At 28.0% G+C, this 13,178-nt stretch carries 11 protein-coding genes; 1 reads left to right on the top strand and 10 read right to left on the bottom strand.

Annotated elements, in window-relative coordinates:
• Nucleotides 1–557 precede the first annotated feature (557 nt).
• On the top strand, nucleotides 558–2,477 hold the full coding sequence (locus tag V8G69_RS10045; RefSeq protein WP_394881747.1) for a right-handed parallel beta-helix repeat-containing protein: 1,920 nt from the start codon (nucleotides 558–560) through the stop codon (nucleotides 2,475–2,477).
• A 101-nt stretch (nucleotides 2,478–2,578) separates the two neighbouring features.
• Here the strand turns inward: V8G69_RS10045 and V8G69_RS10050 are convergent, their stop codons facing one another.
• From V8G69_RS10050 to V8G69_RS10095, 10 genes are all read right to left on the bottom strand, one after another.
• A complete protein-coding gene (locus tag V8G69_RS10050; RefSeq protein WP_394881748.1) occupies nucleotides 2,579–3,718 on the bottom strand; it encodes a glycosyltransferase family 4 protein in 1,140 nt (379 codons plus the stop codon).
• A gap of 6 nt (nucleotides 3,719–3,724) precedes the next feature.
• A complete protein-coding gene (locus V8G69_RS10055; RefSeq protein ID WP_394881749.1) occupies nucleotides 3,725–4,723 on the bottom strand; it encodes a polysaccharide deacetylase in 999 nt (332 codons plus the stop codon).
• Nucleotides 4,724–4,733: 10 nt separating this feature from the next.
• Nucleotides 4,734–5,600 carry a glycosyltransferase family 2 protein gene (locus V8G69_RS10060; protein ID WP_394881750.1) on the bottom strand — a complete coding sequence of 289 codons (867 nt, stop codon included), beginning with the start codon at nucleotides 5,598–5,600 and terminating at the stop codon, nucleotides 4,734–4,736.
• Nucleotides 5,601–5,650: 50 nt separating this feature from the next.
• Nucleotides 5,651–6,694: an EpsG family protein gene (locus V8G69_RS10065; protein WP_394881751.1), complete on the bottom strand. Its 1,044-nt coding sequence runs from the start codon at nucleotides 6,692–6,694 to the stop codon at nucleotides 5,651–5,653.
• A 105-nt stretch (nucleotides 6,695–6,799) separates the two neighbouring features.
• Nucleotides 6,800–7,909 (bottom strand): glycosyltransferase, encoded by a 1,110-nt coding sequence (locus tag V8G69_RS10070; RefSeq protein WP_394881753.1) that lies wholly within the window; start codon nucleotides 7,907–7,909, stop codon nucleotides 6,800–6,802.
• A 9-nt stretch (nucleotides 7,910–7,918) separates the two neighbouring features.
• Nucleotides 7,919–8,902 carry a glycosyltransferase family 2 protein gene (locus tag V8G69_RS10075; protein WP_394881754.1) on the bottom strand — a complete coding sequence of 328 codons (984 nt, stop codon included), beginning with the start codon at nucleotides 8,900–8,902 and terminating at the stop codon, nucleotides 7,919–7,921.
• On the bottom strand, nucleotides 8,903–10,126 hold the full coding sequence (locus V8G69_RS10080) for a polysaccharide pyruvyl transferase family protein (protein WP_394881756.1): 1,224 nt from the start codon (nucleotides 10,124–10,126) through the stop codon (nucleotides 8,903–8,905). It lies immediately after the preceding gene.
• Nucleotides 10,123–11,313, bottom strand: a complete 1,191-nt coding sequence (locus tag V8G69_RS10085; protein ID WP_394881758.1) for a glycoside hydrolase family 88 protein — start codon at nucleotides 11,311–11,313, stop codon at nucleotides 10,123–10,125. Before V8G69_RS10085 ends, V8G69_RS10080 begins: the two co-directional genes overlap by 4 nt.
• A 31-nt stretch (nucleotides 11,314–11,344) precedes the next feature.
• Nucleotides 11,345–12,109 carry a formyl transferase gene (locus V8G69_RS10090; RefSeq protein WP_394881759.1) on the bottom strand — a complete coding sequence of 255 codons (765 nt, stop codon included), beginning with the start codon at nucleotides 12,107–12,109 and terminating at the stop codon, nucleotides 11,345–11,347.
• 20 nt (nucleotides 12,110–12,129) lie between these two features.
• Entirely contained in the window at nucleotides 12,130–13,149 is a 1,020-nt protein-coding gene (locus tag V8G69_RS10095; protein ID WP_394881760.1) for a glycosyltransferase family 2 protein, read from the bottom strand.
• Between the last annotated feature and the right edge of the window lie 29 nt (nucleotides 13,150–13,178).

The raw sequence follows: 13,178 nt of genomic DNA on the forward strand, positions 1-13,178 counted from the left end.
TGATGGGCTTGGGTTGACAGGCTATTTTTGAAGTTTTTTTTAATGTTTTTAAAAAAAGATTTTTGTTTTACCTGATTTTAAAGCAATAAATTTAACTTATATACACTATCCGTACACTATCCGTACACTATCCATACACCATCTATACACTTGCCCCATCTTATTAAATAAATCCTGATATAATTTTACAACTCTTTTTCTTAATCCTAAAATGATGGTATGACAAAACGCTGTTTAAATTTTTCCACTTATTCCTCTTGTAAGTCCTTATATACAATCTTTTTAAGTTATTAATAGTTATTAACAAATTGTTACACAATCGATTATACTTTTTATTTTTGTATTTCTAAATTTTAAACATCCAAGTTATATTATTTAGCGTATATAGAAACAATATTAATACTCTCAAATTACTATTTATCGAAATAAAATTACTTTTTGTCGATTTTTATGATCATTGAAGCGTTTTTCATCGAAAAAAACAATCATTTAGGCGATAAATTTAAATTAATTATTAATATTGTAAATGTAAATTCCCTCCCCGAATTAAGAATTTTATGAAGACTTTTTTTAGCCCCATGTTAATAGCATTATTTTTTGTTTTAACAACCTTATCATGTAATAATGAAGAAATTTTTAGTGAAGAACCAGTTAATGGTGTTGTTGATCCCGATACTACGGTAGATACCAATGCTCCTTCTGAAGACACGAATGATTCTACGGTTGATACCACTTTACCTTGTTCGTTTGGTTTGGATAGTGTACAATCTGGTGATACCATAGTTATTAATTGTATGTTGGATTTAGGCGGACAAACTGTTAATTTACCTTCAAATGTAACTATTGTATATGAAGGAGGAGATATTATTAATGGTACTCTCCATTTTTCTGATAATACCATAATTTCAGGAGAGTTGTTAAATTCTAGTGTAACTCTAATGGGCTCAACACCTCAATTGAAAGACACGACCTTTCAATTTGATCCACAACGTTGGGGGATTGTAGAAGGGGTTGTTTCTGATGAAGTGGCTTTAAAGAATAAGGAGATTTTAAATAACATTATTCAGAATACAAAAAAATTAGGAATATCTGTTTTTGTAATCGATAAAATGGACGCCTATTTTAAAGTGGATTTGAATAACAACAGTAGAGAGAAAAATGCAGCTAATGCCATTCAAATACCAAGTGATTTTGAATTAAAAATGAATGATGACACCTTTTTAAGAGTACAACCTAATGGGTCAGCGTTCTACACTTTAATGAGTATTTTTTTAACAGATAATTCTATTGTTTCTGGAGGACATTTAGTTGGCGATCGTTTTGAACACAATTATGCCCCTGTAATTGATGAGGCAGGTGAGATTCGTGATACTCATGAATATGGCCATTTACTCTGGATTATTGGCTCTCACAATGTAGTTGTTGATAATCTTAATTTAAGTAAGGCAACAGGTGATGCCATTTTATTTCATGCAAAAACGCTTAGAAATCCAGACGGAGCACTTGGGTCAGGAAATAGAGAGGTAAATTATGCTATAGTAGAGAATTGTACAATTTCGGAATGCAGACGAAATGGGATTAGTTTTTTGGATGGTAGAAATGTTACTATTGATAATTGTCGTATTATAGATACTGGAAAAGGAGAACAAGCTTATGATGGTTCAGGTAATAAAATTGCTAGTAGTGCAGGGACAGCTCCAAGATATGGTATTGATTTAGAAGCTATCAGAACAAGAAATGCAGATGGTTCTTTAAATGAAACTGCAATTATAGAGAATATAACTATTAAAAACTCAACCTTAACAGGAAATGAATCAGGAGATATTGTTCTTTTTACCGCAAATGATGTGGTTATAGAAAATAATTATTTTGATAAATGGGTATCAAACTTTGCTTCATATAATGTTGCCATACTAAATAATACCTTTGAGTCAAGAGACCCTTCCATTTTTGCTATAGGTATCCAATCATATTTTGATCCATTTGGTGAGGAACTTAACCATCATTACCAAATTAGTAATAATACCATAAAAAATTATGGTGTTGGAATACGAGTTGCTGGTAAAAACCAAAGTATTAGTAATAATATCATAAAAGATTGTACAACAGGAATATTTTTAATTTCAAATTTATTTGATAGCTCCTTTTCTGGAAATACTATTACCAGTAATTTAGAGGTTAGTTTTGGTTATAAAAATTTCTATAATACTCAGAGTATTAATAATGTAACCATTAGTAATGAAACCATAAATGTTAAAAACAGACCATTAAGCCTAATTCATTTACTTGATGAAAGTACTTTAAGTACTTCTCAAATTACATTTAAAAGTTGTAATTTTAATACAACCAATATTGGATTTAAGCTTCATGTAGATTATGGCAAAAATATTAAATTTGATGGCAATACCAGTAACACAGATTTTGAAATTAAAAATTCAGAAAATATAGGTTTAACCAATAATATAATTGGTAATTAATTAAGAGTAACTTATATACTTTTAAAAAATACCAGATAAAAAGGTTCAGCACATTAAAATTGGGTTGAACCTTTTATTAATTCACCTAAGTATTATGTTTTTTAACTATTGACGACTTTCTGATAAGTGTTTAAAGCTTCCTTCCAAACATCTTTTTGATTATATTTTTTTAAAATATAATCCCTAGTAACTTCTCCCATTTGTTTTATTTGTTCTGGTTTCTTTATGAAAGATTCCATCGCTTTCATTAAAGCCGACGTAGATTTGTGCTGGATTAATTTTCCATTATAACCATCCTTTATAATTTCATTACAGCCAGAAATGTCAGAACAAATTACAGGAAGTTCCATGGCAGCAGCCTCCATGATAGAGACACCAAAGCCTTCTCTATAACTTGGAAACACAAAAACATTCACCATATTTAAAAAGGGGAGAACATTTTTTTGGGCTCCAACCGCAATGATATTCTCATTGGTAATAATCTCTTGTTTAATATGTTCTTGAAGCGGATCTAATTCATCTTCGTACCATCCCACTAGTAGAAGCTTAATGTTAGGATGGGTTTTGTTTAGCTCAATAAACACAGTTACTAGTTCATTAATGCCTTTGTCACTAACCAGCCTACCAACAAACCCAAAAACCAAATGATTTTGTGATATCTTATATGTTTCCCTAAGATTTTCTTGTGTTAAACTATGTCGTGAATAAATATCAGGATTTATGCCATTAGCACTACCATTCCCAATAACCTGTGGAATTTTTTTGCTTATTCTGTTTTTTAAAATATTTTCTTTCACACCAAAACTAACAGCAATTAAATCCGTTGCAAAAAAACACGAAATTCGTTCCAATGATAGAATAATTTTTCGTTTTAAACCTGTTTCTCCTTCATATCGCAATCCATGAATAAAATAAATTCTATGGGGTACCCTTGTAATCCAAGCAGCAGTCATGCTTAACAAACCACCCTTTGGTGTGTTCCCATGTACAACATGTGGTTTTAATGTTATAAAAAGCTTTATAAGCTGTAACAAGCCCTTTAAGTCTTTAAAAAGAGAAATTTCTCTAACCATTTTAATTGGGTGTACTTTAACACCTTCACGTTCACTTACTAAATATAATACCTCATCTGGACTAGAAACCAATTCTACATCAAAAAACCTATTTAAAAATGCAATTTGTCCATTAAAAAAGTTAAGAGTGGTAGAAATTGTTGAAACAATAATAAATTTCTTTTTCATAGTAATTTAGTTAGAATACTGTCTAGTTTTAATTTGATTGGTTAAACCCGTCATGGTTATACTTTCAAATCCAAATTTTTTGTTTAAATTTTTATATTCTTTAAAAATGATTTCAAGATTTTTAAAATTAGCATCCATATTACTACCAAAATTATGGGGATGCCACCATAAATGAAAAAGCTCACCCTTAATAGCCGCATACTGCATCGCTTTTTTTATCCGTTCCCTTTTTAAAAATTCAAGACATGATAGTCTTGGAATAAAAGGTCTTAAAAATCTGCTTGAAGGCAAATTGATTAAACCTGATCTATCTAATAAACTATCTAATGAATACGTGTTGTGACCACTAATATTTATATACCCATCCAAAAACCTAAAAGGCCTGTGAAACTTAATAAATAGAAAATTTTTAGTTTTTATGCTCGGATTATATAAAAAATGTTCTTCAGTCCCTCTAAAGGAAGTGATACCATTTCTTTTGCAAACTTCTAAATAGTCTTGTTTAATTTGATTTTTTGGAAACACAATACTTTTGATATCAATATCCATACTTTTAGCTATGTTGATTGCAGCAGTTAAATCATGAGTAAAATCGATAATATCTTGTCCGCTAGCTAAACAGTTATAATGTGCAAATGTATGGGTGCCTATTTCGTGATTATGGTTTTTGTTGATTGCCGAAATAATTGACTTTGCATAATGAATAGGATCTTCTTTCTCAGTTTCCCCTATAGAATTGATCAATCTAAAAGGGTTCAATTCTTTGTTATTATAATTTGGGATTTTTGATGGCATGAATTTTTTAATGTCCCCTTTATTTTCAGCGAACAATAAACCAACAGTAGAAAAGGTTAGTTTTATATTGTAAGAATCGCTCAATTTAATAAGTCTTTCTATAACAGTCCTTACGTTTTCAAGATTCTTTTGATAAGTTTCAAGACTTAATGCATCAAAAACACCCCAATGTAATTCAAAATCCAGTGAAATTAAAAATTTACCACCCATAAAGCTAATTTTATAATGTTGGGAGTTTAGTACTTTTTATGACATTAATCTCTGTGAGATAATGATCTCTTTCAACAATATCTGTTTTTTTTTTGCTCCGTCGTTTTAATAATAGATCTTCTTTTTTTAAAACCGAGATACCCCAAACTAATAATGATTTGATTTTTGATTTCGTCCATAGTATAAAATACTTGTTGCCAGCATACTTTTTGTACATAACACGCTCATTTTTATATGCTGCTAACACTTTTTTAGCTGTCGCATTATTTTCTTCTCTATAGTAATATAATCTATCCGTAATAATTTTTAAATTAAAATCATTTTTTTTACAGGCTCGCATCCACAAATCATAATCCTGAGCGATTTTTAATGACTCATCATAAGGGTTTCTTTTAAACCAATTTGTTTTACTTACAATACTTGCATGCAAAGGAGAAGCCCTTTTATATAATAAATCATCTAAAGTTATTTTATTCAAATTAAAACCTCTTGAACCAATGTATTTTAAATCATTTGCTATAGATATAGTTCCTGTACTAATTAAATCCAGTTGAGGGTTTTCTTCTAATAACTTGATTTGTGTTTCTATTCTAGAAGTGTCCATGAGATCATCGGCGTCCATTCTTGCCAAATATTCATATTTTGCCAATTTTACTATTTCGTTTAATCTAGCAGCCAATTTTTTATTTTTCCCGTCTGAATAAACCGATACGCGAGGATCATTAATTGATTTTGCAATTTCCAATGATTTGTCAGTAGATCCATCATCCATTAAAATAAGTTCCCAATCTTGATATGTTTGAGCAAAAATAGATTTTATAGCTAATTCAAGATAATCTTCTGCGTTATAAAAAGGAAGGCCTATTGTAACTCCCATACGTTTAATATTTGTAGGTTATATTAGTTAGTTTAATTGATAAAAATAGATTATTTATTTAACTCAAAATCATAGTATAGAAACATACCGTAGGTAAAGCCATAATATAACAAAATGACAACACCTGTTTTAATAAACTGCCGTGTCCATAAATTTCCTTTTAATAATGGATAAATAACCACAACGGCCATTAAAAACCATGACAAGTAAGCAAATCGGTTGGAATAATTGGCGCGAATAATCATAATCCAAAAGGCATTAGTTATCATATAAGTATGCAATATTCTATCATAAGTCACATCATTAAATCCTTTTTTAAATTTAAAATATAAAGCAAGCCCCATGGGAATAGCACTGTAAATTAAAAAATCATATCTAAACCCACCCGAATGACCATAGTCAGCTGTTAAGTATTCGTTAAAACGATCATCTCCAAAACCTACACCAGCAAATAATTCTGTCCATATTTCCCCCATGGAAATAGATAAAAAAATGGATAGTACCCAAATAAACACATACTTTTTTGAGTCTGTAAGATAAAAGGTTAATAAAAAGGCAACCATAGGCAATAACAAACTTGTATGAAAGGAAATGGAAAGTGCTAAATAAAACAGCATCCAATAAAAATTTTTACCACAATAGGAAATAGCCAAAATAAAAAGCGAAGTTGCCATTCCATTTCTAATACCATTCACACCATAAGGGAAAAAAGAAAAAGAGCCTACAAAAAGCAAAAAAGCAAAAAAATAATAATCAGGAAACCATCTTTTGCAGGCACTATATAATGGAACAATATAAATACAGGCCGAGATAAAGAAAAACCATTGTACGGTCATGACTTTTGTACAGAAAAGTATAAAATAAGAAAAACCAATATCATCATTGATTTCAAAAAGCCCATACTTATACCTTTCAAAAATATGGACGTAGGTTGTCATATCAATAAAAATACCATTTATAGGTCTCGACCCTATGTATACTAAAATAGTTATAAAGAGAAATAATGCAGCAACTTTGTTAAAGATAAGTGTTTTGGTATCATTAAAATTTAATACAAGTGTATGAAAAAAAACAATGAAACAAATGAAAAGCATGGAATGATAGTATATATCATAATAAAATTTAATGGGGATAAAATCTAACATATTTATAGCATTACTAATTTATTACTTTTTTGTCTATACATTGTTTTAAAATAATCATTTGCTATAAACTTTCTCTAATAATTTTACACTAACCTCAATATCATACCCCTTTTCTCTTAATACTTTATGACGCTTATTTGCACTGATAAGAGGTTTCTGGATTATAGTGTTCACTAACTCGTGCCATGTGTTATAGGATGCTTCTAAATCACAAAAATATATTAAATTTAAACCTAAATCCACTTCTTTAGAAATTCCTTTAGATATTAAAGCTGGGACGCCGGCTGCTTGTGATTCTACTAAAATCACAGGAAAACCTTCATAAATAGATGGCATTAAAAGTACATCAGTATTCGCCAATATCATGTTTATATTCTCTTTTACTCCTAAAAAAGAAATATAATTTGATAATCCTTTTTTTGTTACTATTTCTTTTATTTCGGATTCAAGATAACCAGAACCAACAAAGTTTAAATGAAAATCTATACCGTTATCTTTTAGAAACGACGCAAAATTTACAGAAAATTCATGATTCTTTACTGGCATAAATCGTCCTATCTGCGATAGCACAATCGTTTTATCATTAATATTGATGTTATTAAAGAAACTCTCTTTTCTTTTATTTTTTGATTCTAAAAATTTAGGTACGTCTATAGCATTCGGTATAAAAGTAATATTTTTTTGATTAGGAAATAAGAACTTTCCAGGAGCCTTACCGCAAGCAATAAAATCAGTTGCAAATAGAGAAATGATTTTCCTTGAAAAATTTTGATATAAACACCTTATCAAGGAGTTGTCATTAAAATCTCTTGTTGAGTGTGCATGAGCAATCCTTTTATTTACCCTTGAAAAATAGGCTGCAGTAAGATGAAACGAGTTACCTAATAGTTGATGGCAATGAATGGCATAAAATGGCTTGTTTGCCTTTATTAATTTAAAAAGTTTAAATGTTCGTAATAAAGGTGATTTATTATATTTTTCAGGTATTCTATAAATGGTTCCTCCTAATGCTATAATTTCTTCATCATAGGAGCATGTTCTCTCGGTAAAATAAACAAAATCAAATTGATACTTAGTTTTATCAATCGCTCTATAAAGGTTCATTACCATAGTTTCAGCCCCAGCTCTATCCATAGTGCCAACAATATGCAATATTTTTCTCATGATTGACTTTTAATTTTGAAACTTAAGTTTATGATATAAAGCACGAGGGAAATAATAAATCAAATAAAACACAAAAGAATTATTTTTGAGAAGGGTTAGTTGGAATGAGTCTTTAGAAATATAATTTTTAAATAGGTAACTGCTTTTAAGGATATTATTCCAAATCCAAAATTTTTCCCACATACTAACTAATGTCAAAGTGTAATATGATTTTAATAATGAATTTACACTTAGAAATTTTATATAATTTTGATATTTTTTATTTGTATTTATTGTTTTAGAAAATTCATAAATATAAATGTTTGATCTTATTAAATCTTCTAGATGTTTGTCAGAATAAACAGCTGTTGCCGATCCTTCTCTAAAAATGCTATAATTATAATGAACGTAATCAAAATTTTGAAATCTTTTTGTTAAAGATAATGCTCTTATCATAAATTCTTTGTCTTCACAATAACTTAAGCTTTCATTAAATGATAAGTTGTAATTAAATAAAAATTTATTAGATATTACATAAGCCCATGGACGAAATTCATTGATTTTATAATTTGTTATAAATTCTAAACCAGTTATAGGATTATCATTTTTTTTTGAAACTATATATTTTTTTTCTTGTTTCTTATCAAATATTGAAATGTATCCAAATCTTGCTATTTCTAAGTTATTTGTTTTTATATCATAATAAATCTTACTTAACACATTTTCGCATAACCAATCATCCCCATCAACAAACAATAGGTATTCGCCTTTGGCTTTATCTTTGCCAAAATTTCGGGCACTACTAACGCCTCCATTGATCTTATTGTGCAAAATTAAATTACTATGATTTTTAGTATATTTAAGAACCTTTGCTTGAGTTTGATCAGTAGATCCATCATTTATAATTAAAATTTCATACTCATCAATTTTAAGGTTTTGATTAAGTAAAGAGCCTATACATCTTTCAATATATTTTTCCAAATTATATGTTGGAACTATTATAGAAAATTTCATTTATTTTAAATCTTTTATAATACCATCAAAAGCATTATCAACTAATTCTTTCTGCTTTATAACACTCAATCTAATGTTATAAGTTAAATTATCATAATCATTGATAAGATATGATATTTTATTATAAATAAGGTCAACAATAGCTCTGTTTTTCCATAGTTCAGGGTTATTAGATTCAATTATTAAATCATTCTGCCCCAGATTATTACCAATAACCCCTCTGTACTTAACACTGTAGGATAATGATATAGAAGGTTTTCCCATTTGGAATGTAGAAACTGATGCATGCATTCTACCTGTTATAGTGAATTTTCCGTTACCTAAAATAAACCTAGCAGCCCCTTGATAAATTTTATCTTTAATAAAAACCAGTCCTTCTATTCCTTTTACATAATCTTCAAACTCTTTTAATAAATCACTTTCATTTCCATGCGGTGGAAAGGTATGAGCAATGAAACATATTTTTTTGTCTTTTAATTCATTATTATTTTTAATTTTTATAATTAATTCTTTAAAACACCCAAAATAATCCTCCTTACTGTCAGTATAATATTTTCCAAATAGTCCTGAAATTATGATAGTGACATACTCATTAGGAACCAAATCAAACCTTAATAATGTTTTCTCTTGATATTCAATGGATTTTTGTAACGGTAAATCTAAAAAAGCTAAATCACCACTGAGGGTTACATTTTTTATTATACCTAGTTCATTTATGATATAATCGAAGCAAAATTTATCTCTTGTAAAAATTTTACTTCGATTGGCTAATTTTTTAAATACAAATCTATTTAGCCAAAAGTTAAATGGACCAATACTCTGTCCTAAGAGAACCATTTTTGATTTAAAAGACCAAGAATAAAAGGATAGTAATAAAGGCCAAATATGTTTACCATAGTATTCAGAGAGGTCATCTCCACCAAGAACAATAATTAAATCAAATTGTTTGATATCCTTTGTATTCAATATATTATAAAGCGTATAAAAAGGTTTTAAAAATTTTATTTTTGGCTGTAATGTTATTGGTTTGAACACATTTAAGTTAATAGAATTATTGTTAAGCTCATTCTTAATTTCATTTAAACTTGCATATTCATCAAAATCAGAATAAAATTGAACATTTCCTTTTAATTCCTTAAAAATTTTATCTATGGTAACTAATCCCATCATACCGGATCCATAGTTATTTAAATTTTTAAAATTTTTTATAAGTATTTTTTTCATTGCATATATTTTTTTTCAATATCAAAAATTGATAATAAAATCCCTTGGGTCAATTCTGATTCCCCATATTCTTTAGAATATAAGTTGATATCTTCTGTATCTCCAGAAGTGAAATCAATAGCTCCATTCTTTCTTGTCAAGGGTTTTAAGAATTTATAAAAATTATTAAGATTACATTCGTAGCCACTTAATAACATAGAATAAATAATCATACAAGAAACAGATGTGTCAATATGCCATTTTTTGGAAATTCCCAAAAATTGCCCCCAATAGTGATTTTGTTGAAAGTTTTTCAAACTTGATACTAATACATTCATTTCATTTTTAAAATATGAGTATCTACTATTGCTTTCAGGATTAGTATACTTTAATGTAGCTGATAATGCTAACATATACCAACCTAAACCTCTTCCCCAATTGGATGATCCCATAGGTGTATAGTTGGACAATTCAATGGAGTGATAGGGTAAATGGGAAATAGACAATCCTTTATTAATGTAAAATTCTATTTGTTGATTTGAAAATTCAATGAGATCAGGCCTATTATACGCTTCAGCATACATTAATATAAAAGGACAAATCATACCTAAAACATCTACATAGTGGAAATTTTTATTTTCTCTGTAAAGCACAATTTTATAGGTTTCATTTATATTACCCATTAAGTAGGCTAATATTCTATCACATAAATTTTTATAAACAGGATTATTAGTCTCCCCATGAAGTTTTATAGCTACCATTCCCAGTGAAACTTGGTCTATATAATTAAACCCATTAGAGTTATTTAAGGTTTCTTTAGCTAACTTTAAAACCTTATTATCAATATCTCTAACTGTCTTTTCATCTTTAATTGAAATGGCATAATCAAGAATTCCATTTAATAAAAAAGCTCTTGGAAAGCTGTTCTTAAGTCTATTATTCTTTTTAATTTTTAAAGAAATCTCCCTTATAAAAACTATTGGAAAATAGGTGTTATCAGCTAATGACATTTTGGGAATTTCATACTTTGAAAATTTTAAGGCTTGTTTAAAAACTTTATTTTTAAAATCATCATTGGAAACTGTTTGGGAAAGCATAAAATATTTTCTATTTATCTTCTTGAATAAATATGGATGTATTTCGAAATAATAGAATATTAATACTATTATGATAAAAAACAAAAAGAATAATGTAAATAAAATATTCATAAAAATTAATTTTTGTATTTAAAAAAACTAGCTATTTCACTTTTCTTATTATTCGGTTCTTTAAATAAAACCAAATAGTTGGATGTGTCCAGATTTTACTTTCTAAATTATTGGTAATTACTTTAGATTCATTATTTATTAAGTTATTTAGAGCTAACTTCATAAGTTCTATTCCTTTTGCCATTTGTAAATAAGTATAGGAAACGAAATTATCTTGGCTATTGGTTTCTATGATATCTTGAAAAAGAATACCTCCTGTGTCAATGCCTAGATCTACCAAATGTACCGTTACCCCACAATGACAATCCTTGTTTACTTTAGACCAGTAGGCACCATGAATACCTCTGTATAAAGGGGTAATGCCTGCATGGGTATTAATAAATGTGGCATTTATGGAATTTAACACTTTTTTTGAAATAACGCGTGTGCCATTGACGATGATAATATCTGGTTCGATTTTTTTTAGGGTGTCAATGCATTCATCAGAATTAACAGAAGGCACTTTAATTAACTTATCTGGATCAAAATCTTTAAATGATAGGTCATATGTTAAAATAATTTCAGCAACCCGTGTTTTAGATTCTCGCTTTAAAAAAGGCACCACTATTTTCTGAAAAAGTATTTGCCCAATAACCTTAACAATTCCAAATTTTTTTATTCTTTTTTTTAAAAATGTTTTTAAATTTCCTTCAGTTTCTATGATAATATTTGAAATAGGATAATGGTCTTTTAGTGCATTATAATTGCAATATGAAGAGGGACCACCACCAACAAGCATGATTATTTTTTTGTTCATTGGTTTTATAAACTTAATTATTAGTGTTTAATCTTTCGAGTTATTTTATTTAATAAACAAATTGTATAAAATTGCCTGTGTTTAAAAAGCATTATAATTAATCGTTTTTTAAATGGTTCTTCCTTAAGTCCACTATAATGCTTAAAACAATAATTGAAGACTTCTGAATTACTTATGTTCCTTAAAGCTTCAGGTTGTAATCCGTTTTTTGCGTTTTTTTCATTGTTTAATAAAAAAAACAAACTATGAGAAATGTAATAATTAGCAAAAGTCTCAATAAATTCAATCTCTTCTAAACCACATTTTTTATAAATCGAATTATTTGCTATAAATTGATTTTCAATTTCTTTTAAAAGGCCTTTTTTATGTTTAAGTTGCGATAACGAGTTATCAACATAAACATAGTTATATAGTGGATTATCTATTGAATAAATACTATTCGCATTTAGATAGCATTCCAGATTAAATGATGTGTCATTACCTATTAATTGTATTTCATCATGAAGTATATTATGTTCATCAAGTAGACTTTTTTTAATAAGGTTGGTCCATACAAACCATAAAAGAGAATTTTTTTTAGATGATCTTGTTTTTAATAATTTTATAATCTCTTTTTTATCTAATATTTTATTTTTGGGGAAATGAGTGGTTTTTATATTTTTTTGGCCATTTTTTATGTAATAATAATTGAAATTTACAATATCAACATTATATTTATTAGCGGTATTAAGACCTATTTCAAATAAATTTTCATCAATGTAATCATCACTATCCAATACATATATATATTCTCCTTTAGCTTTTTGATAAGCCTTGTTTACAGCTGAGGATTTACCTTTGTTTTCTTGTTTATAGTAATTAAATCTATTATCAGATTGTACAAAATCCAAACAAATATCTTCTGAAACATCAGTAGACCCATCATTAATCATAATAACTTCAAATTCTTTGAGTGTTTGATTCTTAACAGAATCAAGACATCTTTTCAGATATGCTGCTGCATTATATATTGGAATAATTACAGATATTTTTGGTTTCATATTTTTACTAATTTTTTAGTTTATTTTTT

Origin of the sequence: Gaetbulibacter sp. M235 (genome assembly GCF_043876835.1) — a bacterium.
Lineage (GTDB): Bacteria > Bacteroidota > Bacteroidia > Flavobacteriales > Flavobacteriaceae > Yeosuana.

Excerpts from the sequence above, each read along its gene's own strand:
- V8G69_RS10045 (WP_394881747.1), top strand. The coding sequence starts at position 558 with ATGAAGACTTTTTTTAGCCCCATGTTAATAGCATTATTTTTTGTTTTA.
- V8G69_RS10050 (WP_394881748.1), bottom strand. The coding sequence starts at position 3,718 with ATGAAAAAGAAATTTATTATTGTTTCAACAATTTCTACCACTCTTAAC.
- V8G69_RS10055 (WP_394881749.1), bottom strand. The coding sequence starts at position 4,723 with ATGGGTGGTAAATTTTTAATTTCACTGGATTTTGAATTACATTGGGGT.
- V8G69_RS10060 (WP_394881750.1), bottom strand. The coding sequence starts at position 5,600 with ATGGGAGTTACAATAGGCCTTCCTTTTTATAACGCAGAAGATTATCTT.
- V8G69_RS10065 (WP_394881751.1), bottom strand. The coding sequence starts at position 6,694 with ATGCTTTTCATTTGTTTCATTGTTTTTTTTCATACACTTGTATTAAAT.
- V8G69_RS10070 (WP_394881753.1), bottom strand. The coding sequence starts at position 7,909 with ATGAGAAAAATATTGCATATTGTTGGCACTATGGATAGAGCTGGGGCT.
- V8G69_RS10075 (WP_394881754.1), bottom strand. The coding sequence starts at position 8,902 with ATGAAATTTTCTATAATAGTTCCAACATATAATTTGGAAAAATATATT.
- V8G69_RS10080 (WP_394881756.1), bottom strand. The coding sequence starts at position 10,126 with ATGAAAAAAATACTTATAAAAAATTTTAAAAATTTAAATAACTATGGA.
- V8G69_RS10085 (WP_394881758.1), bottom strand. The coding sequence starts at position 11,313 with ATGAATATTTTATTTACATTATTCTTTTTGTTTTTTATCATAATAGTA.
- V8G69_RS10090 (WP_394881759.1), bottom strand. The coding sequence starts at position 12,109 with ATGAACAAAAAAATAATCATGCTTGTTGGTGGTGGTCCCTCTTCATAT.
- V8G69_RS10095 (WP_394881760.1), bottom strand. The coding sequence starts at position 13,149 with ATGAAACCAAAAATATCTGTAATTATTCCAATATATAATGCAGCAGCA.